Genomic DNA, 22405 nt, shown 5'->3' on the forward strand with positions numbered 1-22405 from the left:
CGGTTGCACTCCTCATGACTGTTAACTGTTAACTGTTGACTGTTGACTGTTGACTGTTGACTTGGGGTCGAAAAACTGAATGATGGTTGAGTGTTGAATGTTGACTCGATTTTAGGCCCGACGCTGAAGCGCGGATTTGATATGACTGATTTCAGATTAATTCAAGTGTCGATCGATCGTCACAATCGAAACAGGCCGCAACGCATCAAAACGAGTTGAATTCCCCCCAGCCACAGAACGCGACAATTGCACTTGCACGATTCGGTAACTCCAGTGCGGTTCCCGGCGCACCCGATCGCCCATCCAGCTCAAAACAGTAGCAATATCCTCAAAAGCATCCAAAGCCAACACGATCGAGCCTCCAGGAAGCAGCCGCAGGGCGCAAACGCCCAAAATTTTAGTCAACCCTCCCCCACTACCGCCAATAAAAATCCGGTGCGGAGGACGCAAGCGGTGCAAGATTTCCGGGGCGGTTCCGTGAATCGAGAACACATTTTGCAGCCCAAAACGGCCATAGTTGAACTCGATCGCAGAAGTGCCAAAAACCGTTTTTTCGATCGCGTACACCTCAGACTGCGGGAATAAACGAGCAATTTCGATCGACACAGAACCGTTACCAGCACCCACATCCCAGACAACTTGTCCCGGTTGCAAAGCCAATTGTGCCAGCACCAACACCCGCACTTCCCGTTCAACCGTCAAACCAGGCTTGTCGCCACAACCGATAAAAGCTGCATCCGGTATTCCCAACAAAGGCAACTTTTCCAAATCCAAAGGTTCCGTCCCCGCCGGGGACTCCCGCAGCATCACAACCACGCTCAGCGGTGCAAAAGACTCTCCCAGCAAAGATTCCAGAGACTTGCGGCTTACCCGTTCCTGGGCCGCCCCCAAATTTTCGCAAACCCAAAACTCGTAGCGTGTAGGCAAATCTAGAGCTTTCACCAAATTTGCCAGTACAGCCGGAGTATGAGTTTCGTCGGCGAGCACCGCAATTTTCTCGACACCGAGTTTGAGTTTTGCCGTCAGTTCCTCAAAATAACGTCCTTGAGAGCCAACAAAATGAGCATCTTGCCAAGGGATTTGCAAGCGGTTAAAAGCCAACTGCACAGAACTGACGTGGGGGTGAAAACTCAATTTTTCTGCCGGCAATTGGGCAATTAACAACTTTCCCCAGCCGTAGAACAGCGGGTCGCCGGCCACTAAAATTACGATCGGTCGATCGCGGGGTTCCACCGTCCCCGCAGAGGGCTCTAATTCGGGTTCAGTCGCCCACCATCGCCGAATTTCCAGAATTGCTTCGGTCAAATCTTCCAACGCCCAGCGCTCTCCGTCGTGCTGGGGAAAATAGCTTAAATGGCGCTCGCTGCCTATTAGCAGAGCCGCCATTTCTACAACCTGCCGCGCCGATTCGCTCAGCCCAGCAGCTCCATCTAAACCTATACCAACAACGTTTACTGTCACTTTTTAAGCAAAAAGTAAAAAACCAGAATTACTGATTTTTCCTGGTTTTTCATCAGAAAAATGGGTTTGAAACCCCGTCCTTTTAGGACGGCTTTACAGTTCGCCATGAGTTGTAAGCCAGAAACTTACAATCTGTGGGCTTTGCGTTTTGACACAGGCGTTTTCCTGTACCAAGACTGTGCAGGCTAATGCGAGATTTTTTAGAATCTTCGCCACCTACGTAACACTTTCCATACTTAGGATGCTTGACAATCCCCCCGCGCTTCAATCCTTGCGACATGGAGCCACCGTAAGGACGGCGATATCCGTTTTTCCCAGGGTTAAAAACGTGCAATTGTCTGCGATAAATGCGGATGGGCTTACATTCCATCACCACCATATTTTTTGGTGATATATCGCCACCTACCAACAGGTAAGCTAGCACCCAAGAATCGACACAATGGGCATCAAAAACATTGGATAACTTGACCTTAGATTTTTTTAGACCTAATTTTTGACGAGTTAAGTAGGTGTCGGTATAGCCATCAAATTGGGTGACAGGTGCAATTCTTTCCAACTCGGAATAACACCATTTTTTGCCAACTTCTAAGGGCGAAAATGACTTATTCCATTTGCGACAACCTTTTTTGGTCAATGCTTTTACATCCTCAATTCCAATGTCTGAGATAGGAAAGATGGTATCAAAAACTTTGACTACTCGGATTTTGAATTGCCAACGCGCCTTAGTGCTTGGAGGAATCCCGCCACGCTTACGGTTTTTACGAGGTTGGCGACAAGGTGTTTTTCGATTGCGCCTTCCACGTCTGGCGTTTGTACTTGTCTCCTCAGCCTCTTTAACCCAATCAACAGCATGAAACTGCTGATTTAAGTAGGTATGAGCTTTTGATTTGACTGTGTACCCCTCACGTTTAGAACCCGGATCGATTCCAACTGCTACAGGTTGAGTATGACGATTTGAAGGTTCAACGTTTAAGCGAACACAAAATATCCCTTTACGGAAAAATGGTGTTGCTTTTCCAGATTTAATCCAACGCTCTGCCCTTGCGGGTGTTGTTGGCATTAAAGGACGTTGCTCAAAGTCCACTACAGGAACGTATTGCATGGTTTTTGTTTGGCGATAAGCCTAACTGTTTAATTTCCTTCGACTTTGACTAACGGAGTGGTTACGGGTTAGGAATAGCGCCTGTAACGTCCAATGAAAGTGCCACCTTCAGTTAGTTCAAATTGGTTTCTCAACCGTTGTCTAGTCCTACTTGCGCTTGTTTTCTACCTATGGCTTGGTTTCCTTACAAGCCCCATCCCTTTAGGGTGGGGTTAGTGACAAATTTTTTCCTTGACTTTACTGTCAAACAGAAATAATTAAAGCATTTAATAGCCAATATCCTGACTCTTGTCAAAGGGGAGAGAGGGAGAGTGAGAGAGAGGGAGATGGGGAGAGTGGGAGATGGGGAGATGGGGAGATGGGAAAAAATCTTCATATCGATCCTATTCCTTCTTCCTTCTTCCTTCTTCCCTCTTCCTTCTTCCTTCTTCCCTCTTCCTTCGTTAAAACTCAAAAACAGGCCATTCCGGTTGCCGGAGATAGGTGGTCATGTCGTCAAACTTCCGCAGTTCCACTCGGTTTACGGACAGTTCTTGCGGCGTGTCCAGCCATTGCTCGTTTAACTCTGACAGCAAAGCGCACAAGCGAGCGCGGTCAAGGTTCGGCCCGACGTCCCCAAAATAACCCAGAGTAATGTGTGCCGTAAAATGATATTGCTGTTCAATTCCCAAAGCCATTAAATCGGGATTTTGATAGATCGATCGGCGAAACTCCAGAATTTGCTTGTAAGAGTTTTCGTCCGTCGGTGCCAAACAAACACCCACAGCTCTAGTCATCACCATCAACCCCAGCACTATCCAGCGAATGGGAGCGCCGCCCGCCAAGGGTTTACAGGCGGCAAAACGATCGGCCATGCGCGAGCGCAGTTGCTCCTCAAATTCGGGATTTTTATCAGAGGCATCTCGAAAAGCGCTGCTCCAAATCAAATCGGCTACGGTTAAATGGAAGGTATCAGGAGGCAGTGCCACGATCGAACCCTCCGCTATTTCCTGCAATATCCGTTGTTGGCTCGAGTGCAAATTACTATAAAATGCAGCATTTTCTGCATCTTCCCCCGCAGGGGGCGTAATCACCGAATAACCTGGAAAAGGTACAGGATTTCTCCGGCCTGCTTCGTCGGGCTTAAATTTTGGAGATTCCTGAATGTGTTCCACCTGGGACTTGTAGGAGTCCAGCAGCGTCATTCGCGCCACCCGATTTACGTAAGCTTGATAAGTATCATCCAATCTTGATTTCCTCGCGGTGACATACTCCCACACCAAATTTTATATTATGGCGCGGGCTTCCAACAGCCCTATTCAGGATATGTTGGACAAGCCTCGCCTGCAACTCGGATTTTTTTGGCTAGTGAGCGTTGATTATGCAAATTTACCTGTTTTGGGGAGAAGACGACTTTGCGATGGCGCAGGCTGTGACAAGTTTGCGCCAAACAGTCCTCGACCCCAACTGGGCTAGTTTTAACTATGACAAAATTATTGCCGATTCCGCCGGAGCTGTGGTCGAAGGGCTCGATCGAGCCTTAACGCCCCCCTTCGGTACCGGCAGCCGTTTTGTCTGGCTGGCAAATACGACTGTAACGCAGCAGTGCTCTCCTGAACTGTTAGCCCAATTTGAACGGACGCTGCCGGTGATTCCCCCTACCACCGTGCTGCTGCTGACATCCGTCAAAAAACCCGACAGCCGGCTCAAGTCTACCAAGTTAATTTCCCAGTCCGCCCAAGTGCGGGAATTTTCACCGATTCCGCCTTGGAATGACAAAGAATTAGCCCAGCGGGTGCGCCAAGTCGCGGGCGAAATGAACGTAAAATTGACAGCCACAGCGATCGAACTTTTGGCCGAATCCATTGGCAGCGATACCCGCCAGCTATACAGCGAACTCGAAAAATTGCTGCTGTTTGCGGGCAACCGCAGCCAACCTCTGAACCCGGAAGAAGTTGCGGCACTGGTGCACTGTCACGCCCAGAATACCTTCCAGCTAGCCGATGCGATTCGCGAGGGCAATACCTCCGCCGCTTTGGATTTATTGGCAGGCTTAACTGGCCGCAGCGAGCCTGGTTTGAGGATTGTGGCTGGCTTGACTGGTAAGTTTCGGATTTGGCTGTGGGTAAAGGCGATGATCCAAGCGGGCGATCGCGATGATAAAATTGCTCAAGCTCTCGATCTGGGCAATCCGAAACGAGTATACTATTTTCGTCAAGAAGTCAAGAACGCCAGCTTAGAAAAACTGCAAAAAAGTTTGCCCTTGCTGCTAGACTTAGAAGCTTCTTTAAAACGCGGGCGAGAAGAAATCTCAACCCTGCAAACCAAAGTTATAGAACTTTCTAGCTTGTTTCGCTGATGCGCGACAGGGCACAGGATCGGCCCCTTACTGTAAATTTTTACAACAAATTTCTTTCTTCGGCTATGTGCTTGAGGTCCGTTCGCGAGTCAAAAGGTCAATAGATACTAGAAATACTCTCAGAATGCCAAATTAGAAGTTAATGTGGTAAATAAATATTGTCCGCCGAATGCCGATCGGTTAATATTATTTGCCGGCTCTCCACCCCCCCCAAAAAAAGAGCGCTACCCATGACACAACAGAACCCGCGGGAACTGCTCAAGCAAGGCGATCCAAAAGCGATCGCATCTAGCATCAACCGTACACTCAAACCCAAAGGCATCAACGCCGATGTGACGCGGGACAACGGCTGCCTCCACATAATTCTGGAGGCAGACAAAGTACCGGATCAAATGGTATTGGTCGATTTCATCCGCACCGGCATGACGAAGCTGGGACTCGAATCAATTCACACTGTAAAGGTTTACGGGCGTCGAACAGGTGACGGTGAGCCTGCGTGGGAAGATGAAATTGATCTGATGCCTGCAGATTCAATGCCTTACCCCTTGGATAGTGGAATGCCTGACGAATCTGTAGGTTTAGATGATGTCGAGCCCGAAGAGGAAGACTATTATCAAGAAGGAGAATTCGATCGAGATGACGACGAGGAAGACGAAGACGAAGACGAAGATCAAGCCCCGCCTCCGAAAAAACAATTTCCCAAATGGGTAATACCTGTGGGTATCTTAGTACCTCTGGCGGCGATCGCAGGGCTTTTCTTTACTAAAACTTTCCCCTTCGGCGACTCCAACCCAGAACCGATAGCCCCCGAAGCTGCTTCCCCTTCCCCGAAACCCGCATCTCCCCCTTCTAAAGCCGCCGCATCCTCGACCGCCGCATCTCCGGGCACCCCACAGGCAGCCTCCCCTGCACCAAAACCCGCTCCCACTGCTGCTGCGCCAGCAAGCCCAGCTCCAGCTTCTCCTGCACCAAAACCCGCCGCGCCTAAGCCTGACTCTTGGAGGGCAGCCGTTAACACAGCTCAGAAGGCAGCCATTTCGGCCCAGACGGCTCAGTCTCAAAATGAGTGGATAGCAGTAGCAAGCGAGTGGCAGCAAGCGGTTAAGCTCATGAGAGCCGTACCGTCAACCAGCCCGAACTATCAAAAGGCTCAGCAAAAAGCGGCAGAATATCAGGCTAATCTGATTGTTGCCAACCGTAGGGCGGCAGCAGCGCCTTAAGAGTTTTAAGTTTTGAGTTTTGAGTTGAATACTCGATGTGCTAAAAGTCAAAAGTCTAAAGCCAAAAGTAAAAAATCTTTTTTTACTCAAAGCTTTCTTACCTTTTGACTTTTTTCAATTTTATTCAAATTACATTTAACATTACCTATCCCTTTAACTCCAAAAGCTGTAATTCTTTTTCATTCAATCCTTTTTAAGCCCATTCTAGTTTCATTTTGATCTAAAATCCCGTAGCATCGTCTGCCGTAAAATCCAGTCAACAGTCAACAATAACGGACGGTGCAACGGGAATTGATATATAGCGGTTCTCAAGCGTGGTGAGGTATGCCCTATGCCCACGGAGGCCTATGCCCAGTCGTACCTCATCTTTCTGAGAAAGGCTATAATTCATCTGCGTTAATCTGTGTTTATCTGCAAACTCTCAGCTTCATGGTAGCAACTTTTTGGAAAACTCGTATTAACATTAATTTATTTACCTGGATTTTTTTTCAGCCAACCCTACTTAGATTTATATACAGCGAGCCGGATGCTCGCACTCCTTCCTGTAAAAACAAAATTTACTCAACAAACACAGCAACAACCCGGTTTCTTGGATAAACCGGGTTACTAAACACATAGCTTGGTTTAAATCAGTTCTTCTCCTTGATTGAAACGCTGAATTCCTTGATTTTCCTCTACGCGAGCAATAGCATCTTTGGGAATATTGAGGATACCTGTAAACGAATTTTGGGTTACTTTCAAAGCTTGTTCCTTATTTTTGTGTTCGGCAAGTTCGCGCTGTAAATTGTCAATAGTCTGTTGAAAGCGAGTCGCTTGTCTGAGCATTTCTTGTTCGGAAAACTCCAGCAATTGCATCAGATTTGCAACTTGAGATTCCAGTAATTTGGTTTCGTAAATATTGTTATTTGTAACAAAGCTGGTAGGATTTTCTGAATATTCAAAAACACTTTGTTTGTCGGGCATGGACAATGCTGTTTTGACACTAAGTGCCAAATCTTTAAACATTTCAGCCGTGCTGTGGGGAATTTTAACTTTCAGGAAAATCACTACCGCAAACACACTTCCTGACGGCAGAAGTCCCCCAAATCCCAAGACAGACTTGACTTGGTAGGGGATAATTAAAGAATTTTGCTCAGGAATAAAGGGGCTGCCTTTTGCCTCTGATACGTGAAAAATATTTAATACTGCGGACTCTAATTGCAGGAACCTTTCTCGCTCAATTCCGAGGAAGGTAGGAATGTCTAAACCAAACTGCCGGATTATTTCCGAAATCGCCGGCATTTGAGCCACTAATTTGGTGCTAACTAATGGAATAGCTGTATTTTCTGCTGCTGTGTGCCGAGAATTCCACTGCGGTTCTGTGCCTGCTGCTGCTAGCAGAGTCCAACATTTCATGTCGGCGGCGGGGGAATTGCCCTTCATCAAGCGGCGCGCGGATTGTTGCAATGAGTCTTCTAATTCCCCGTAGGGATGAGTTTTGAACAAACGCACTAAGGCACAGGTATTTTCTCCAGTTTGCGAATCGCAAAAATGTCTGTAAATATAGTTAACAATCTTCTGGCTGCTGGCTTCCATACTAGCAGTATTTCTACCTAACTGGCGCAGGACTAAGCTGCATTTCGCCATGTCTTGCGGGGTAAATAAGGTAATATCGTACATTAAAAAATGCTCTCCAAGAGCTCAAACACTGTTTTTCATTTATCGTTAAGGCCGCTAAGCCATCCGGAATCCTAGGGAGAGTTTTCAACAAAGTGTTATATCAAATCCGGTAGCATCGGAATTATTCCTCTCTGTATTCTCTCCCTCTGCGTTCTCTGCGCCCTCTGCGGTTAAATCATTCCGATACAACCGGAAACGATATTAGTTAAAATATGTAGAAAATTTGCCCGCCAAATGCAGCGGTTGTATGCCAGGATACAGAAATTAAGATTAAAAAAAATCTATCCCCTAGGGTAGGCCACAAGGACAGAAAAGCCGATGTATAATTTATGGAATAATTTTTTACGATGACTCGCCCATAGGAATTAAAGAAACAAGGTTTTTCAGCGGATATGCCTCGCGTTTGAGTGGGCATTTTCGTAGATAAAAGTCGGTTTCTGGGTAAGCTATCTTCACAGAAATCCTTGAAACTCAAGCTGCAATTTTTGTGGCGGGCGATCGCACGCCGATCAATCAAAAATTGGTACAATTTCCTCAGTCTTGGACGCAAAAACCGGGTTTTGTTACAGAGAAAAAACCCGGTTTTTGAGGTATTGGTAAGTATAGCGGTTCTCAGGCGTGGTGAGGTATGCCCTATGCCCTATGCCCTATGCCCTATGCCCTATGCCCATGAGTACCTCATCTTTCTGAGAAAGGCTATAGATGCTGTGTTCAAAACTTTTAACCACCCCAAACAACTCTACTCAGCAGGTTGAGACTTAGCTTCCAGGGCATCTTTAGCAGACAATCCCTGATCTTGAACGCCAAAATACCACAAACTAGCAGCCGCTTCGGCGCGAGTCACGGATTTCTTAGGCTGAAACAGAGTAGTAAAACCAAAAACGCGGCGAATATTCGCCAAATCTCCATTGTTAAAATCAGCTAAAACTGCCCGCGACGCCTGGGAATCAATCTTAGAAGCATCTTGAAAACCCCACTTTTCTTTCACTCCGTCAATGTTAGCTGTCGGTAAAACTTGACGACTATCTAAAGGCACTTTCCAGAGAATCATTGTTTCGCGAGTTAAAGGTGCATCCGGGCGAAATTTCACATCTTTAGTTTCTCCCGAAAGCGAACTCGGAATTACACCGGCTTCTGCTAAACCTTGAATTGCTGAAAAATCCGGGTCTGTTTTGGGTACGTCAGAAAAAGCCGGTTCGCTAGAGTCTACTGCTAATCTAATTTGTTTGGCTTGACGGCTAGCATAAATCTGATTGTTAGCTGCTACTAACCAGCGGGCGTATTCGCGGCGAGTGATAATTTTGTTGGGTTTGGGCAAACTGCTGGCTGTTTCTAAATTAGCACTTTCTGCCGCTCGCACTTTCAGCACTTCCAACTGAGTTAAATCTGCCACATACTGCCGCAACTGTTGAGGAATTTGGCTTTCTTGTTGGCTAACTTGTGCTGATTTTGGCGAGGCAGATGGCGTTGGAGTAGTTCCCTCTGAATTAGATGGAGTTGGTGAAGCGGTTGGAGATGGGCTAGACTCGGAATTATTAGGTTGGGGACTAGCGGCAATTTCTGGGCTTTCTTTGCTGTAGTCGATCGCAAATTCTGTAGAACCCCCTACTTTCTGAGTAGGAGAAAGCGACACTGTTACCCGTAAATTATCTCGCGTTGCTACCAAAGAACCTTGTCCCTCGGCGGTTGGGCGGCTGACAATTTCCCAGTTGCGACGCCCAAACTCTGTGGAGTAAAAGTTTTGAACCGAATTAACCGGATCTGTGCTTTCCCAGCGCAGTCGCACATTTTTTGGCGACGGATCTGTTTCCCCACTAACTTCGATTAACTCAGCATTAGGATATAGTGGAATCTCTGTAGGGAAATCGGGAGGAAGTTTGGCGGTAGAGTTGGTCTCAATTGCTGTCGCTGGTGGCGGGGAAGAGAAAACCACTGGATTTTGTTTTAATGTCGGATCGGCGGCTAAAGATTCTTCGAGGGCCTTGCTGTTGGGGCTGTTTGCACAAGCTGTGACAGCAGCCAGCAGACACACAGCTAGCCAAGTATTTACAGCAGCGAGTATATTGGTTTTACTGGTTTTACTGGTTTTAGCTGGCGATCGCCCTTGAGAGTTGCGTCGCCGTTGAGTAAATATAATATTCAGCATAAATCCCCCCTTTGCGGATATATTTCTAGGCTAGCGCAGATCGATCGGTCAAATATATTTCTTAACCAAATGAAATTTCTGTATTTACTTCTAGTTACTGCTACATTACTTGTCTTGCCTCTCAAATTTGCCCGTTCCGCTGCATCTCAACCAGCCCCGCTGCGGACAGCCATTCAGACGCCAGAGTGGCAGCCATTTTGCTCAGCGATGGGTCAGTTTGCGATCGATATGCCGGGAAATCCCAAAATTAATTCCGAAATTTTTTCAAATCAAATTATTGCTCATACATACCGCTCGAACTTAAAAAACAAAGAAACTTATTTGCTTCAATACTTTGACCTAGATTTTCGGCTGAGGAACAATAATATCAATAATATCAGAATTACTTTAAATAATGCCGTTGATGTTTTTGTAGTGGGAGCGAATGCTAAATTGTTGCAAGTGCGGGATATTTCCCTCGGAGGCTATCCGGGAAAAGAGTTTGAGTTTCAGCCGCTTTCCCCCACGGAACCTGTAGGTGTGGGCCAAGTTTTTTTGGTGGAAACCCGCGTTTACGGGCTGGTAGCCACTACCCCAGAACCAGAAAATGCTCAAAAATTTCTCGACTCTTTTCGTTTGTTTTGAAGCAGGAGGTTCGGCAACGAGCAGTGTATGGGATTTAACGGATTTAATGGATGGATGTTGACGGAAGAAGTCCTAGGATCGAGGTTCGAGGGAAAAATTAGTTGGGAGAATCTCAATTAAAGCAGCAAAGCTCGAAATTGGAATTAGGAGTCAGGAGTCAGGAGCCAGGAGAAAAGAGTCAGAAGGAAGAAGAAAGAAGTGTTTTTGCCAATATGAGATGCTCCCAATTTGTTGGGAGTGGCGCTCAAATTTATTAATAAAACTTACGCTTTTAAACTTGGTTTCTAGGAAAATATTGGCTTGAGCAACGAAAAATTTAGGCATCAACCGAGTTTCTGAGGAATAATGAGGAATAATGCGGTCAGAACTCATTAAGTTAAATGTGACTTAATACCTTATTTTTTTTTTGTACTCTATCTAACGGTATAGATAAATTTTACACCTGTGGAGCGATGTAGATACTTCCTCAAGTTTATATATTTGATATAAGGATTTTTAAATCGCAGAAAGCACAAATAAAGATGCTGTCTTGATCCATCTGGCTCCCATCTGGCTTAACGAAGGCAGGGAAGTCAGGCTCATCGAAAGCTTACCCGGAGGGTATTAACCTATTATGAACAAACTAACACCAATTCTCCTCAGCGGCATCCTATTATTTGGAGCTGCTGCTTGCAGCGAGGGGGCTAAAACTAGCGCTGATGCTCCTAATTCTACCACAGAAAATACCACTACCCCGCCCCCTGCCGAGACAGTTCAAAAAACTCAGGGTGACGCAACTAGCGATATTCGCAAAGCACAAGCAAATTCTGATATCAGGGCCAGAGAACAGCGCAACAATGTGACGGGTGGCGATGCCATAAGAGCCGATGGCGACCTCCAAAGTGAAGTACGATCGAAGTTAGAAGTAAACATCACTAAAGGTCAGCTAACTGTTGATGCAAAAGACGGGGTTGTCACCGTAGGTGGCACAGTTCCCAATCAAACTGATTTAGCTAAAATTGAGCCGCTAGCTAAAGAGATTAAGGGTGTCAAACAGGTGAATGTTACGGCTGTTGTCGCCCCTGCTGCACCCGCATCGCCTAGCAGCAATCAATAAATTAGCAGGAAGAATTGCGAGGGAAAGAAGGGAAAAGGATGTAGTTATCTAGGAGAGAAGTCTGAGGGAAGAGGGTAAAGTTGGGCATTGTAAGATGGCTTTCGGAGCGGATCGCAAGGCTTAGGTGACTCTCTAGGGAGAGTGGGGTTTTAAGTGAAAGAGTTTAAATTGAATTTACAATTTCCGCACTCAAAACTCGCGCAATACCTGCAACTTCCCCTTCCCAATTTCCGATTTCCCATCCCGGACAATTAGTTGGAAACCAACCTGAAGATAGAGCGGGAAGTTATTCCCAGCGACCGATGAAAATTGTTGGGAAAAAATGACTAAATGTGATTGATGGCAGAGCATAAATTCTGTGGTTGTGTAAAAGTAGTATATTTTTCAGGAGAAAAAAAATGGCTTTAGGTCAACACAAGCGAGCTGTAGGAGCATTTTCTAATTACCGAGATACGGAACTAGCCCTGATTGAACTGCAAAGTACCGGGTTTCCGATGAATAAAGTTTCGGTAGTTGGGGAAAATCTCGATCGCAGCCAAATTGCCGGCGCTAGCACTGGTACTGGTACTGGTACTGGTAAGGGTACCGACGACAAAGTGGGCGGCGGTGCAAAAGCAGGCGCGACAGCGGGAGTCGTGACGGGTGGTTTGATTGGGTTACTCGGAAGCATTGGAGCGCTAGCGATTCCGGGAGTTGGCCCGGTGATGGCGGGGGGTGCGATCGCAACTCTGCTGGCAGATACTGTAATCGGAGGCGCGATTGGGGCAGCAGCAGGCGGTTTGGTAGGCGGTTTGGTCGGTTTGGGAGTTCCCGAAGAAAAAGCTAAAGCTTATAACGATCGCGTCTCGCGTGGAGAATATTTGGTATTCGTAGAAGGAACAGATGCCGAACTTGCCACAGCCGAAGGAATTATGACTGTGCGGGGCATTCAGGATTGGGGCATTTACGATGTGCCGGCAGACACCGGCCGCAGAGCTTCGGGTCGCCAGAAGCGCGCCGTGGGAGTATTTTCAAGCCGCCGCGAGACGGAACACGCACTGGGAGAACTGAGAACTGCCGGTTTCGACATGAATCGCGTTTCTGTCATCGCTAAGGATGCTGACTCTAAAGGCGACATCGCAGGCATTGACGTGCACGACAGCGCGGACAACAAATCCGATGAAGGCGTGACAAAGGGCGCACTCACAGGTGGCACTTTGGGCGGTTTGACAGGCTTGTTGGTAGGTCTGGGCCTAGTGGCAATTCCGGGAATCGGGCCGATTATGCTGGCAGGAGCCTCAGCTACGGCGATCGCCACTACACTCGCCGGTACGGCTTTGGGTGCGGCAGCAGGCGGCTTGATCGGAGCTTTAGTCGGTATGGGAATTCCCGAAGAGGAAGCTAGAGCATACAACGATCGCGTGGCAAGAGGAGATTACTTGGTACTGGTTGACGGCAGCGAAGCAGAAGTCGCTAAAGCTGAAACCATTCTGAGCCGCGGAGGCATTCAGCATTGGAACACCTACGACTATAATAATCCCAGCGTCGATAGCGCTCGGGCTGATTACGGCGCACCTGGCACTCCAGGGGTTGATACTACCGCTGGTGTTTACGATCCAACTTATGGCACTACCGGCCGGCCTCTGATTTAATAATTGAGAGTTTGTTTGGGTATTGTAAAACTTCATTAAGTTTCTCGTCAAAGATAGTCAGGAGTAGTATATGCTGACTGAGCAGAAGGAGTTGGACTGCCCAAGCAACCGCTTTCAACGAGGCCTTTATTTACGAGCCACACCTATCACTCATGCAGCTAGCCGATTGGCAAACACATCCACAGAGGTTTGTACAAAACCGCAGATGGTTTGTTAATTAATGCGCTCCGTGAATGGGTATTAAGTAGGTAAACCAAATTAATTGCCGACTGAGTTGACTTGAAACCCTTGATACGTCTAAAGAGTAACAAAGTCGGATGTGTAATTAATTTTGTGTAGGTACTTACATGATCGTGGCAAAAGCACTCCCAAAAGCATTGAGCAATGGGATAGGGAGCTGCGTAGCTCAGCCGAGGCGGGTCAATCCGCTCAAAGTAAAAGTGAAGGGGGAGGGGCCGAAGGCCTCCCATGTCATGTAATAGATGACTATACTTTTACCAGCTATTGTTTCTATTTTCTGCAGGGTAGTCGCACTCGCGCACTCGGATTGTGGAAAGTGATCCCACCAACACCGGCCACCTAGCGGTTTTACGCTTCGTCGGTAAAATTATCTCAAAAGTCGGCTTTTTCTCTGAAAGCCGGCTTTTGTTTTGTTCTGGAAACCTAAAAAAGCCACCTGTCAAAAGTTTAATTTTGATTAGGGGCCCAGTCCGTGAGCGGGGCTTTGCGCCGGAGGATCGGCTCCCTTAATTTTTATACCCTAAATCAGCAGTGTTTTTTACTCTGTAACACTCACTACAGCTCGATTGCAAACCCTGCAGTATTATCAAATTTGATGACATAAATTACAGCAGATATTGCCCAGTTAGTCAAAGAGCGACTATCTTTAATTATGGGGTGGCTAATTTCACCAACTTATACAGGTGAAGTACCCAGTCCCGCGCGCCCAGAAATGCCTGGGGTGGTCGGCAAATATTAGAATAGTAATAATTGTCGGAGCCTTCGGGCAACACTTAGGCTGGTCATTAGTTGGCTGTAGCAGCCGAATTGCCGTTGGCAATACCTGCTACAGGAATACAGTTTTTCTGGGAATGCCTCACCGAAACATTTGAGAAGCCCAGGAACAGCTTTTATGTCCGGGAGCGCGCCTGGTGTCCGGTGTTCTGTTAATTAGAACCGCAAGCGCTCATGGATCGAGTAAAGATTAACAGCAAGCACAGCAGCGCGGGAGCACAATGGCTCGCGGCTCCTTTTTTCGCGAAATCTCAGGCTACTGGCAGCGTATTGTTTGCTTTGCCTGCGACTCGCTCAGCACTCCGAGGGAAACAGCCTTCCTGTGGGATTTCACGCTGTGCGCAGCACAGTGGGGGGAGGTGAAACTAGCTGAGCTGACCGGGCTCTGCTTTCATGGACGATCGAAGATAGAAGGCACTTATGTAGAAGGCATTTGGGGTTGAAGCTCCGATATCTTGTTTCTTGATTGCACTAATAAATTCGATCGCCTGTACTGGCAAATTATCGGGTCAGAATGCGGCGCGGATGCCGCCAGCAATACCCCAAATATTCGATCGACATGGACAAGATCGATCGACAACTTCTCGGTATTTTGGTAAATAGTTAGCAGTTAATAGTTAGTGATTAGCAGTTAGTATAAATACAACTAACAATTAACAACTAACATCAACCGCCAACTAATTATTAGCCCCATAAGACTTACAGGGCTTACAGGTGGCGCGCAACTCGGTTTCTTCATGACTGCCGCGCTGAAAACACCCAGATTATTTACGACAAACCGGGTTTTTCGTGAGTTATAACTAGGTGAGCGGGGTGATGCTAGGAATCAACCAGTTTTGACAATGGTTAATGTGGCAGTATAGGTTGAAAAAACTTACGGCCAAACACGATAGTACAAATTTTCAGACAACATAGAACATCGAGAAATTAAGGAAACTCACTCAATTTTTTTATGAATTTCACTGAACTTTTAAGTGCCGATGAACTTTTAACTAGACATAGAAACGGGGAACGAGATTTTCGAGGGGCTAACCTCATTGCAGCTCATTTGAGTGAAGCTAATCTCAGTCGAACAAATTTGAGCAGCGCTAATTTGAAAGGCGCCAACTTAATTAAAAGCAAACTGATTGGAGCTAATTTAAACGCCGCCGACTTGAGCGGGGCTAATTTGTCTAAGGCGAAATTAATTGAAGCTAACCTCGGCAGTTCTAGTTTAACTGGAACTGTGGCGATCGCCGCAGATTTTAGCGGGGCAAATCTCAGCGGAGCAATATTGTCTCAGGCTGACTTGAGCAAAGCTGTGATGACGGGAGCGAGTTTAGTAGGAGCTTGTTTGCTAAGCGGCTCGAAACTAACGGAGGCTAATTTGAGCGGGGCGACGCTGAGCCGAGCAATTATGAGCGGGGTTGATTTAAGCAGAGCAAATCTGACTAGAGCGATTCTCAGCGAGGTAGATTTGACCGGGGCGAACCTGAGCGGAGCAACTTTAACTCGGGCTTATCTCAATCGCGGAAATCTCAGCGGCGTCAATTTAGTTGGGGCTTGTTTGAGCGAAGCAAGTCTGCGGGAGGCTTCTATTAGCGCTGCTAATTTGAGCGGTGCTGACTTGAGCGGTGCTGACTTGCAATCGGCCAATCTAAATGGCTCTAATTTGAGCGGTGCCGACTTGCAGGGAGCTAATTTGAGTAAAGCTAATTTAAATGGTTTGATTCTGCACAATGCTGATTTGAGGGCTGCGAATTTGAACAAAGCTTCTTTGCGGGGAGCTAATTTGAGCGGTGCGAATTTGGCAGGCGCTAGCTTGCTGGAAGCGGATTTGCGGGGGGCGAATTTGAGTCACGCCAATTTGTCTGGAGCGGGTTTGCTGCTAAGTTCTCTGACAGGGGCGAATTTGACAGGAACTAATTTGTCCGAGGCTAATTTGATTGGGGCAAGCTTGAATGTTGATAATTTGAATGAAGCAGCTTTGGGCGGGGCAATTTTGCCGAATGGAGCTACTCACAGCAGGGATTGATATTGATTCCGGTTGCACTCCTTATCATTGTTGACGGTTGACGGTTGACGGTTGACGGTTGACGGTTGACGGTTGACGGTTGACGGTTGACGGTTGACGGTTGACTGTAGAAGGAGGGGTTAAAAAGGGAGCATCTCATATTTGTAAAAACACTTATTATGGCTCCTTCCTTCTTCCTCCTTCCTTCTTCCTTCTTCTTCTTTCCTCCTGACTCCTGACTCCTGACTCCTAATTCCAATTTCGAGCTTTGCTGCAAAAGTGAGATGTTCCCGTTAAAAAAATGAAAATTGCGCGAATTATTTGTTGCGAGCTTGATTCGACTTTACGCCCGACTTTCTAAGCGCGGATTTGATATCATTCCGGCGCAGCAGGAATTGATATGAGGAGTTGATTAAGGGAAAATAGTTTTGAGTTTTAAGTTAAATAATCTTTAATTTAAAACTCAAAACTTTTGACAATAAAGAATTCAGGAGTCAGGAGTCAGAATTCAGTTATTGGTTGTGCGGGACGGGTTTATATAGATTGTCGATCGCCGACAATCTATTAAAATTCGGAGTCAGCGATGCCGTTTCCTTAGCAATGTCACAATTGCTTGGACTAACTCATTCGGTTCGACAGGTTTTGCAAGATGACGTTGAAACCCAGCAGCAAGAGCTTGGTTCTGATTAAAGTCTCCAGCATAAGCAGTCAGGGCGATCGCGGGAATTTGCCCGCCCTGCTCTGGTGGTAGAGCTCTCACTTGCCGCACTAGCATATAGCCATCCATATCTGGCATACCAATGTCGCACAGGAGGATATCGAAGGGTGTGGTTGAGAGCAGTTGTAGTGCCTCGATCGCAGACCCAAGGGCAGTCACTTTGGCTCCGGCTTGTTGGGCTACAAACGCCACAAACTCGCGTGAATCCGGTTCATCATCCACAACCAAGACGCGCACAGAGGCCAGATGGAGCTCGTTCGATCGAACTTCTGTTGTATCGGCAACTTCTTCAACCGGATTCGCGGTATGCAAGAGGGGAAGTTCAACGGTGAAGGTGGCTCCCTGTCCTTCACCCCTACTCTCAACCCAAATTCTGCCGCCGTGAAGTTCCACAATTTGACGCGCGATCGCCAGCCCCAATCCCAAACCCCCAAATTTACGAGTTATGGCTCCATCCTCTTGCCGAAAATGCTCAAACACATAAGGGAGAAACTCAGGATTGATGCCTTTTCCTGTATCGGTGACAAGAATCTGGGCATAACTTCCAGTTTGGGTTAACCTAACGCTAATTTTCCCGCCACCAGGGGTGAATTTCACGGCATTGGATAAAAGATTCCAGATTACTTGCTGCAAACGCCCGGAATCGCCCATTACCATTCCCTGGGAGGGTGAAAAAGTTGTTTTAATTTCCAGCGACTTGGCTTCGGCTGCTAGTCGAACGGTTTCCAAGGCGGCTGAGATCACCATATTCAAGTCAACGGACATCCGATTCAAACTCAGTTTGCCACTCATAATGCGGGAGATGTCGAGCAGGTCATCAATCAGTTGTGACTGGAGTAGGGCGTTGCGTTCGATCGAGGCAAGGGCGCTAGCCGTTTTTGCAGGGCTCAGTTTGTTTTGCTGCAACAGCTTCGACCAGCCGAGAATAGGGTTGAGGGGCGATCGCAACTCATGGGACAACACTGCCAAAAACTCATCTTTGATGCGGTTGGCGGTTTCGGCGGCTTCTCGTGCGGTTTGCTCCTGCGCCAGCAGTCGTTCCCGTTCAGTTTCAGCTTGTTTTTGCTTCGTGATATCTCGTGAAATTGCAACGAGTTGCGTCACCTGCCCAGAAGTATTTCGCAGTGGCGTGATTATGCTATCCCACCATTTCGGCGTGCCCTTTCGGGTGGGAAGATAGCCTTGAAACTGACCTGTATTACCCGCTTTGGCAGCCGCGATCGCCGTTAAGGCATTTTCATAATGTTCGCCTTGCCAGACATCAAGCCAACGGGTGTTCAGAATGAGTGTCGGATCGTCGATTTCCAAAAGGCACAACCCGCCTGTACTGATATAAACGATTTCGCTATCTAGCGTTAAAACTTTAATGCAGTCATTGCTGCTCTCTAGAATGCGTTGCTTTAGCTCTTCACTTTCTCGCAGGGCTTCTTCGGTTTGTTTGCCGTCGGTGACATTCCTGAAATAAACGGTGATTCCCTGTGCGGCAGGGTAGCTGCGGACTTCGTACCAACGATCGTGGTCGGGATAAAACGCCGTCACTGACGCAGGCACGTGATCGCGCATGGTGATCCAATAGATCCGCTCCAACTCGTTGCCCATCAGTCCTGGGTATTCTTCCCATAAATTCTTGCCAATCAAATCACCCGGAGTGCGATCGAGCAAGGTTTCGGCAAATTGATTGACGTAGGTGAACCGCCAGTTCTCATCCAGGGCAAAGAATGCTTCACCAATGCTCTCTAGAATATTCCGGCTTTGCTCCTCGCTTTCACGCAAGGCTGCTTCCGCCCGTTTGCGATCGGTGATATCCATCACTATTCCTAACAACCGAGTCGGCCTACCACTGGAGTCACAATAAACGCTGCTGCGTACCCAAATCCAATGCAAGCTTCGATCCGGGTGGATGATTCGACATTCAAAGTTCCAGTTGGTATTGGCTGAAAGGGTTTCTTGAAACTTCTCATTCACAAAGGCGCGATCATCGGGATGAACGTGGATCAAGAAAATGTCGTAGTTCCATTCCGGCAGCAGCGACTCATAGCCAAAGATTTGATCGTGTCTGAACGATCGATGAGCAGTGTAAGGCTGCGTCGTGAGATCGAGATCCCAATCGCCAATTTGGGAGGCATCTAACATAAATCGCAGCCGCGCCTCACTCTCGCGCAGTGTGGCCTCAGCCTGCTTGCGAGGGGTGATGTCAACGGCAGCGCCGTAAATCACTTGTTCTTCTGGGTACGGCTGGGCATTCCATAGAAACCAGCGGTAGGAGCCATCTTTGTGCCGGTAACGGTTTTCAAACGTAAAGGTTTCGTTACCGGAGAACAAACTGTCGGCTTCTGCAATGGAGGTGCCCAAGTCGTCCGGGTGGACAAACTCAGTCCAGGGGCGGGATGTCATTTCGTCTGGTGTCCAGCCGAGGGTTCGTTCAAAGGTTGGGCTCACCCAGTGGAAATACCCGTTTATGCCCGTAATCACTTGCAAATCTGAACCGACGGCAAGAAACCGTTCTCGTTCCTGCTCAATTTTTTTGCGATCGTTGATATCCCGGAAGAAAAGAGACAGCCCAGTCGGTGAAGGATAAACGTGAACCTCAACCCACAAATCCAACGGAGCATAATATGCCTCAAAGTCCACCGCCACCTGCTCGCTGGACGCTCTGCGATACTGGAATTCAAACTGATTGCCGATCGTGCCTGGGAAGGCTTCCCACATCGTTTTGCCCAGAATTGCTTCTAAAGAAGTTCGCGACACTTCTTGTGCGGCTTGGTTGGCGTAGGTAATGCGAAAGTCGAGATCCATTGCCATAAACCCATCGGTCACGCGCCCCAGAAGGGTTCGCTCTCGCACAGTTGCTTCCTGCCGCAGCCGGGAGAGCTTCAAACTTGCTTCTACCCTTGCCAGCAGCTCACGCGCCGAGAACGGTTTAATCAGATAGTCATCGGCTCCGGCTGCGAGTCCTTCAATGCGGGATTCTTCGCCGGCGCGGGCTGATAAGAGAATGATGGGAATGTCTTGGGTTGCGGGATTAGAACGCAGCGATCGCAACAACTCAAACCCATCCATCCCTGGCATCATCACATCTGTCAATACCAAATCGGGTGGATTATTCTCAATGGCAGTCAAAGCAGCAACGCCATCGGCGACAGTTTGAACAATATAAGAACCGCTCAGGAGTCGCCGAATATAATCGCGCATATCAGCGTTATCATCTACCAGCAGAATTTTAGATTTTAGATTTTGGATTTTAGATCGATCGGGTTGATTGACGAGTTCATTAGTGGATGGAGCCATGCTCCATTCTTCTAATCTAAAATCGCCTTCTGGCAACCAGCGTTGAGCTTCTTCGATATATGGCATCGCGCCCAACGCCGTTGATGCTAACCTGCGACTCGCACCAATGCGCTCCGGCGGCAGATGAGCTGTTCCGGTGGGAATCGTCACTGTAAAGCAACTTCCCTGCCCAAAAGTGCTGCTGACATCGATCGCTCCCCCATGTATTTTGACGAGTTCTTGCACCAGCGACAGCCCAATACCGGAGCCTTCAAAACTCCGGCCTTGCGAGTTTTTGATTCGATGAAATCGTTCAAATAAATGCGGCAGTTCTTCGGAGGGAATACCGACTCCTGTATCTGCAACTGATAATTCAACACAATTTTCGACGCGCTGCAATCGAACAGTAATTGTCCCTGCTAATGTAAACTTAAAAGCATTTGATAATAGATTGATAACAATTTTTTCCCACATTTCGCGATCGATATAAATCGCTTCGGGCAAGGGTGGACAGTCAACAATCAGCGACATTCCTGCCCGTTCAATCAGCGAGCGAAACGTGCTGGCAAGTTCCGCCGTATAGGTTGCCAAATCTACAGGTTCATAAGATGCTTGGACTCGACCTGCTTCGATGCGTGAGAAATCGAGCAAGCTATTGACGAGTTTGAGGAGTCGCATTCCATTGCGCTGCACCAACTGTAATTGTTCGCGTTCTTGAGGTGGAATTGTTCCATCCAGGTTGGCGATCGTGTCTTCTAAGGGAGCCAGCATTAAGGTGAGCGGCGTGCGGAATTCGTGGGAAACATTGCTAAAAAAGGTGGTTTTAGCACGGTCTAACTCAGCTAATGCTTCGGCACGTTTACGCTCTTCTTCGTAAGCTTGAGCGTTGGCGATCGCTGTTGTCACCTGCCCTGCCATCAACTCAAAAAAACCTTTGTAATCATCATCAAACGTTCTCAGCGGACTCACCCCAGCAATCAGGAACCCGAAGGTTTCTCCCGATCGAGCTAGTGGTAGAACTACCGCTTGATGAGGAGATTCAGACCACGCGCCGCCCGGTAAAAGCCCAAATTGCGCCTCCAAATCTTCAATGATTCTGCTTTCGCCCGTCTCGATGACTTGCTTCAATTGCCACTGGCACTTTTGGGCGGATGTAAGCGAGATCGCCTCACAAGAGGCAAGGGTTCCGGCTGCTAACCTTGTTGTACCCGCGAGTCGTGCGATCTCGCTTTCGCCATCGAGTAGATAAAACAGCGCAAACGGGATGTCATAGGCGTTATTGGTTAATACGGTGGCGGAAACAAGGCAAGCTGCTTCTACCGTCTTGGCAGTGACTGTTTCTGCTGCTAATTCGCGCAACGTTGCCAAGCGGCGCTCGCTCAACACGCGCTGAGTGTCCTCGCTACAGGCGCAGAAAATGCCCCCTACTGGGCCATCATCATTCGCCACCGGACTGTAGGAAAAGGTAAAGTAGGTTTCCTCTGTATACCCGTTGCGCTCCATTACCAGAAGCAATTCTTGATTCCACGTCGATTGTCCCTGGTTCAAAACCGCTTCTGCTTGCGGCCCTAGCGTGTCCCAGATTTCAGCCCATACCCGTGAGGCAGGCTGACCTAGTGCTTGCGGATGTCGCTTGCCGAGGACAGGAATGTAAGCATCGTTATAAAACTTGGTCATCTCCTGTCCCCACCAGACGAACATGGGGTAGCGAGAACCTAAGATGATCCGAATCGCGGTTTTCAAGCTTTGCGACCAGGTTTCAACGGCACCAAGGGCGGAAAGCGACCAATCGTGCGATCGCATCAGCATCGCCATCTCGCTATTGCCTGCAAAAATCTGTTCAACGAGTTGATACTGCTGGATCATGCGGTTGTCTTTCCATTGGGCCCACAGAAACGGGCAACGATCTTCATTATCTCTGCTGGTCGGGCGGGTTTAGGTAGGTGACGCCAGAAAGCCAGCGGCGATCGCCGGTTGCTGGTCAACTTCTCCAGCATAGGCTGCAAGAGCGATCGCTGGAATCGGCCCGCCGGGCGATCGTCTAGGATCTGGCGAATTTTACGCATGAGAGCATAGCCGTCCATCTGTGGCCTTTCGATATCATATAAATTCCGTCACGGCCGGAACGATCGAGCT

14 protein-coding genes are annotated in these 22405 nt (G+C 47.9%); 7 read left to right on the forward strand and 7 right to left on the reverse strand.

Going from position 1 to position 22405, the window contains the following annotated elements; translation table 11 throughout:
• Positions 1 to 156: 156 nt before the first annotated feature.
• The 3 genes from cbiE to QUB04_RS17405 form a co-directional block, all read right to left on the reverse strand.
• Positions 157 to 1461 carry a precorrin-6y C5,15-methyltransferase (decarboxylating) subunit CbiE gene (cbiE, locus tag QUB04_RS17395; RefSeq protein ID WP_333286185.1) on the reverse strand — a complete coding sequence of 435 codons (1305 nt, stop codon included), beginning with the start codon at positions 1459 to 1461 and terminating at the stop codon, positions 157 to 159.
• A gap of 82 nt (positions 1462 to 1543) precedes the next feature.
• Positions 1544 to 2563, reverse strand: a complete 1020-nt coding sequence (locus QUB04_RS17400; RefSeq protein ID WP_333286187.1) for an RRXRR domain-containing protein — start codon at positions 2561 to 2563, stop codon at positions 1544 to 1546.
• A 443-nt stretch (positions 2564 to 3006) separates the two neighbouring features.
• Positions 3007 to 3747: a DUF1868 domain-containing protein gene (locus QUB04_RS17405; RefSeq protein ID WP_333286230.1), complete on the reverse strand. Its 741-nt coding sequence runs from the start codon at positions 3745 to 3747 to the stop codon at positions 3007 to 3009.
• A 176-nt stretch (positions 3748 to 3923) separates the two neighbouring features.
• On the opposite strand from QUB04_RS17405, the gene holA reads away from it, so the two are divergent.
• On the forward strand, positions 3924 to 4901 hold the full coding sequence (holA, locus tag QUB04_RS17410) for a DNA polymerase III subunit delta (RefSeq protein ID WP_333286189.1): 978 nt from the start codon (positions 3924 to 3926) through the stop codon (positions 4899 to 4901).
• Positions 4902 to 5131: 230 nt separating this feature from the next.
• Positions 5132 to 6121, forward strand: a complete 990-nt coding sequence (locus QUB04_RS17415; RefSeq protein ID WP_333286191.1) for a hypothetical protein — start codon at positions 5132 to 5134, stop codon at positions 6119 to 6121.
• 624 nt (positions 6122 to 6745) lie between these two features.
• Here QUB04_RS17415 and QUB04_RS17420 read toward each other — a convergent pair.
• Both QUB04_RS17420 and QUB04_RS17425 read right to left on the reverse strand, forming a co-directional pair.
• Positions 6746 to 7780, reverse strand: a complete 1035-nt coding sequence (locus tag QUB04_RS17420) for a histidine kinase (RefSeq protein ID WP_333286193.1) — start codon at positions 7778 to 7780, stop codon at positions 6746 to 6748.
• A gap of 739 nt (positions 7781 to 8519) precedes the next feature.
• A complete protein-coding gene (locus QUB04_RS17425) occupies positions 8520 to 9926 on the reverse strand; it encodes an S-layer homology domain-containing protein (protein WP_333286195.1) in 1407 nt (468 codons plus the stop codon).
• 69 nt (positions 9927 to 9995) lie between these two features.
• Here QUB04_RS17425 and QUB04_RS17430 point away from each other — a divergent pair, with 69 nt between their 5' ends.
• The 5 genes from QUB04_RS17430 (at position 9996) to QUB04_RS17455 (ending at position 16305) form a co-directional block, all read left to right on the forward strand.
• Positions 9996 to 10550 (forward strand): hypothetical protein, encoded by a 555-nt coding sequence (locus QUB04_RS17430; protein WP_333286197.1) that lies wholly within the window; start codon positions 9996 to 9998, stop codon positions 10548 to 10550.
• A gap of 613 nt (positions 10551 to 11163) precedes the next feature.
• Positions 11164 to 11646, forward strand: coding sequence for a BON domain-containing protein (locus QUB04_RS17435; RefSeq protein ID WP_333286199.1), 483 nt, complete (start codon positions 11164 to 11166; stop codon positions 11644 to 11646).
• Between the two features lie 398 nt (positions 11647 to 12044).
• Positions 12045 to 13277, forward strand: a complete 1233-nt coding sequence (locus tag QUB04_RS17440; RefSeq protein WP_333286201.1) for a histidine kinase — start codon at positions 12045 to 12047, stop codon at positions 13275 to 13277.
• A gap of 1476 nt (positions 13278 to 14753) precedes the next feature.
• The gene (locus tag QUB04_RS17450; RefSeq protein ID WP_333286203.1) at positions 14754 to 14894 is read left to right on the forward strand and encodes a hypothetical protein; all 141 of its coding nucleotides are present in this window, start codon (positions 14754 to 14756) and stop codon (positions 14892 to 14894) included.
• A 349-nt stretch (positions 14895 to 15243) separates the two neighbouring features.
• On the forward strand, positions 15244 to 16305 hold the full coding sequence (locus QUB04_RS17455) for a pentapeptide repeat-containing protein (protein WP_333286205.1): 1062 nt from the start codon (positions 15244 to 15246) through the stop codon (positions 16303 to 16305).
• On the opposite strand, the gene QUB04_RS17460 is transcribed toward QUB04_RS17455, so the two are convergent.
• On the reverse strand, positions 16286 to 16561 hold the full coding sequence (locus QUB04_RS17460) for a hypothetical protein (protein WP_333286207.1): 276 nt from the start codon (positions 16559 to 16561) through the stop codon (positions 16286 to 16288). The two genes, QUB04_RS17455 and QUB04_RS17460, sit on opposite strands and share 20 nt — an antisense overlap.
• 300 nt (positions 16562 to 16861) lie before the next feature.
• On the reverse strand, positions 16862 to 22135 hold the full coding sequence (locus tag QUB04_RS17465) for an ATP-binding protein (protein ID WP_333286209.1): 5274 nt from the start codon (positions 22133 to 22135) through the stop codon (positions 16862 to 16864).
• Positions 22136 to 22405 lie beyond the last annotated feature (270 nt).

This window comes from Microcoleus sp. D2_18a_B4 (assembly GCF_036702475.1).
Taxonomy (GTDB): domain Bacteria; phylum Cyanobacteriota; class Cyanobacteriia; order Cyanobacteriales; family Microcoleaceae; genus Microcoleus.

Coding starts and splice junctions, on each gene's coding strand:
- QUB04_RS17400 (WP_333286187.1), bottom strand. CDS start 2,563: ATGCAATACGTTCCTGTAGTGGACTTTGAGCAACGTCCTTTAATGCCA.
- QUB04_RS17405 (WP_333286230.1), bottom strand. CDS start 3,747: ATGACGCTGCTGGACTCCTACAAGTCCCAGGTGGAACACATTCAGGAA.
- holA (WP_333286189.1), top strand. CDS start 3,924: ATGCAAATTTACCTGTTTTGGGGAGAAGACGACTTTGCGATGGCGCAG.
- QUB04_RS17415 (WP_333286191.1), top strand. CDS start 5,132: ATGACACAACAGAACCCGCGGGAACTGCTCAAGCAAGGCGATCCAAAA.
- QUB04_RS17420 (WP_333286193.1), bottom strand. CDS start 7,780: ATGTACGATATTACCTTATTTACCCCGCAAGACATGGCGAAATGCAGC.
- QUB04_RS17425 (WP_333286195.1), bottom strand. CDS start 9,926: ATGCTGAATATTATATTTACTCAACGGCGACGCAACTCTCAAGGGCGA.
- QUB04_RS17430 (WP_333286197.1), top strand. CDS start 9,996: ATGAAATTTCTGTATTTACTTCTAGTTACTGCTACATTACTTGTCTTG.
- QUB04_RS17435 (WP_333286199.1), top strand. CDS start 11,164: ATGAACAAACTAACACCAATTCTCCTCAGCGGCATCCTATTATTTGGA.
- QUB04_RS17440 (WP_333286201.1), top strand. CDS start 12,045: ATGGCTTTAGGTCAACACAAGCGAGCTGTAGGAGCATTTTCTAATTAC.
- QUB04_RS17455 (WP_333286205.1), top strand. CDS start 15,244: ATGAATTTCACTGAACTTTTAAGTGCCGATGAACTTTTAACTAGACAT.
- QUB04_RS17465 (WP_333286209.1), bottom strand. CDS start 22,135: ATGATCCAGCAGTATCAACTCGTTGAACAGATTTTTGCAGGCAATAGC.